The 3,136-nt window shown below is 66.8% G+C and carries 3 protein-coding genes; all 3 read left to right on the top strand.

Annotation, left to right across the window (positions count from 1 at the left end; genetic code table 11):
- The first annotated feature begins 357 nt into the window (after positions 1-357).
- A complete protein-coding gene (locus AC08OJ_RS19450) occupies positions 358-1,719 on the top strand; it encodes a bifunctional UDP-sugar hydrolase/5'-nucleotidase (protein WP_476596492.1) in 1,362 nt (453 codons plus the stop codon).
- Between the two features lie 737 nt (positions 1,720-2,456).
- Positions 2,457-2,774, top strand: a complete 318-nt coding sequence (locus AC08OJ_RS19445; protein ID WP_476596491.1) for a hypothetical protein — start codon at positions 2,457-2,459, stop codon at positions 2,772-2,774.
- Between the two features lie 138 nt (positions 2,775-2,912).
- Positions 2,913-3,136: HAD family hydrolase (locus AC08OJ_RS19440; RefSeq protein ID WP_476596490.1), on the top strand; the 224-nt coding region annotated here is incomplete at its 3' end.

Genomic DNA, 3,136 nt, shown 5'->3' with positions numbered 1-3,136 from the left:
CCCCAAACACAGATCAAATGATCAACTTATTTAATGACGATCCCAAGGCGGTCGCGGCGGCGTCAGGTAAGCCGGTTGAGGAGCGCGTCGTCCTTCCGCCATAGGTCTACACCGCGGACAATATCGACGACCCTGCGAAGCAGGATTCGCTGCAGGTAACCAAGTGCCCGGTCTGACCGCAGGTAGGCAAGTTTTCTAGGATGAGTGGTGTTCGGGCCCCATGGTCCGCTGGGCGGAAGTTCCGGTGCCCCAGGCGGCCAGCTCCAAGATTCCATGGGGCCCGAACATGTAAGGACGAGGACGTGAGCCTGCGCCTGTCTTCGCCACACCTACTCGAACAGGAAGGAGCCCATGCACATGACTGACATCCGCCTGCTCCTCACCTACGACTTCTTTGGATCGTTTGGCAGACAGGCAACATCCTGGGGGCAGCTGCCCGGCGGCTCGGCGTTGCGGGCGACGGTGAACCGGCTTCGCGAGGACGTGCAGACAAGTGCCTGGATCGACGTCGGCGACTTCTCCGCCGGAGGACCGCTCTGCACAGCGACCGAAGGTGTTCTCGGTTGGGCGGCCGCCGCCAGTCTTGGCTTTGATGCGGCTATCCCGGGCAATCACGAGTTCGACTTCGGTGATGCGGCGGTGTTGACATGGGCACAGCGGATCCCCTTCCCGCTGGTTGCCGCGGACCCGGCCTTGGTGGCGCTTGGCCCGGTGTTCCAACCGTACTGGACGGTCAGCTCGCCGAGCGGCCGCACCGTCGCGATCGTGGGCATCAACCTGGCCGAACGGCGCGGCCGGGCGGTCTATGACCAGCTCGGCGATCTCGACGCCGCGGCGCAGCTGACGATCGAAACCGCGGCCGGCCTTCGGGGCCAGGTCGACCACACCTTCGTGGCAATTCATGACGGGATTTTTCCAAGACCTGGCGAGCCGGACGGCGGCCAGCGGATGCACGATTTCTGTCGCGCTCTTCGCGGGCACGTCGACGGTGTGTTCGGCGCGCATGTAACAGCAACGCGCCGGATCGGGACCGTCGCGGGAATGCCCTACATCCAGCCCTGGGCGATGGGCGTCGAGGTCGGCGTGGTGGATATTGACGATGACGGTATTCATCTTCGTGGCGAACTGGTCACTGCTCGCGAGGAGGATCGGCTCGGTTGGAGCGGTCCCGGCAGCAACACGCTGGCGGAGCTTCGCGGACAGATCATCGGTGAACTGGAGTGGCCGTTGACCGAACCCGCCATGCCCGGCGCGGGCCTGATCGGCGATGCCGTGGCACGCGGAGTGCTGGAGCTGACCGGCGCAGACGTCGCGATCGTCGGCCGGGCTGAAGTCAGCTGTGGTCAGGTGCCCCTTGACGGCATCCATACGTTCCTCCCCGCCGGGCGGGTCAGCGAGGCAGACCTGTTCCGTACCCTGCCGTGGCCAGGAGGCACCCGCGCCGACGAGACCTGGGCCGCGGAACTGTCCGCGGAAGAGGTCGAACTGCTCCGCCGCGGCCTCGACCTCTACTTCACCGAGGGATGTCACTGCGCGCCGCGCCGGGCAGGACACGCTGACGGTCTCACCGTGCTGAGCAGCATGCACGTTCGCAACGCCCGCACCCTGCTGGCGCGCGACGTGGACTGGCAGCCCACCGGCATCGGAATGCGAGACGGACTCCGCGCCTGGTTTTCCGGCAGGGCCCGCTCACAAGCAGCGGAACACCGACCTTACTAAGCTTTAAATAAGTCGGCTAGCACAATTTCGACTCTATTCTGGAGATCGTGTGCGCCGGGAACTATCCTGGTTGTATACGGGTATCCAGGTGGGGGTGGATTATCCGCCAAGAAGCGGGCGGCGCAGTGAGGCCATCCGCATGTAGATAGTGGCCTTGTTCGATCAGGAAGTGGCTTCGGCGTGGCCCTACGGTTGGGGAGTTGGCCCCGAAGCCGGGGTGCACCCAGCGGCGGGGCCTGGCCAGCCCCCGGGACGGCAGCGTAGCCCTCCCGGGGGCTGGGCGAAACGCAGTGCCGGCTGAAAGCAGCGGCATCGCGCTGGCGACAACCGACGTCCTCACCGAGTGTCGCAGCTCGTATCTCCGCGTCTGATCTCGAGAAAGGCTATCTTCATGCGTGGACGTGTCGTCACCGCCGACGGGCGGGCCTGTCCCGGTGTGCTCGTCAGCGACGGCCGTACGGTTACTACCAGCGCGGCGGACGGGACGTTCTCGCTGGCCGCGGCGGGGCCGTTCGTATTCCTTACCCGCCCCGGCACCCACCGCACGCCGCCACGGAGTGGTGCGCTGGCGCCGCCAGCTGACCGGGCCGGGCACCGGGCACCGGCCCGCATCGACGGCGACGAGGTGATCGTCGGGGTCAGGCACGAGGACCGCCCCGCCGGAGCCGTCGAACTCCTCACCCTCGCGGATGGTTCCCCGCGCTGGCACACCCATCGGCACACCCACCGGCACACCGTTGTACGACACCGAAAGCGCGGCACTGTACCTGCCCAAACCCGGCCAGACAGTACGCCTCGATGTCACCAGCGGTAAGGCGAGATGGGCCACCGCGACCACCGCACCGTTCAACCCGGCCACCCCGGTAGCAACACCCTGGGGCCTCGCGGTCGCCGACACCGGACGCGGAATCGCCCTGCTCGACTACGAAGACGGAACAACCCTCTGGCTCACCGACATCGACCCGGCCATCGCCGTCACCGTAGACGGCACCATCCTCGCCCTCGACACCCAAACCCTAACAACCCGAACCCTGACAACCCAAACCCCAACGTGACCGCCCCCCACACCCACCCTCCGGCCGGCCGCATCGCAGCCGAGCGGGACAAGCCACGCCGGCTTCGTCCTCACCACGCCGGCACCGACGGCACCGCCGACCAACTCCTCCACTCCTCCACAAGGTGAGCGCCCCCGCATGACCCACACCCCGACCGGCACCCTGCTCGTGTTCGACTGGAACGGCACCGTTATGGCCGACACCGACCGCGCCCACCACGCCACCAACGCCGTCCTACACGGCCACGGCCTCCCGAAACTCACCCTCCACCAGTTCCGGGCCGCCTTCCAGCTCCCGCTACGCACCTTCTTCACCGAACTCGGCCTGCCCCCCACCGCCACCGCCACCGCCGAACAGGAATG

It is taken from the genome of Frankia sp. CgKIO3, from assembly GCF_977946435.1.
Note: the sequence above shows the minus strand (reverse complement) of the source record. Positions and strands in the feature narration are given on the sequence as shown.

Excerpts from the sequence above, each read along its gene's own strand:
- AC08OJ_RS19450 (WP_476596492.1), top strand. The coding sequence starts at position 358 with ATGACTGACATCCGCCTGCTCCTCACCTACGACTTCTTTGGATCGTTT.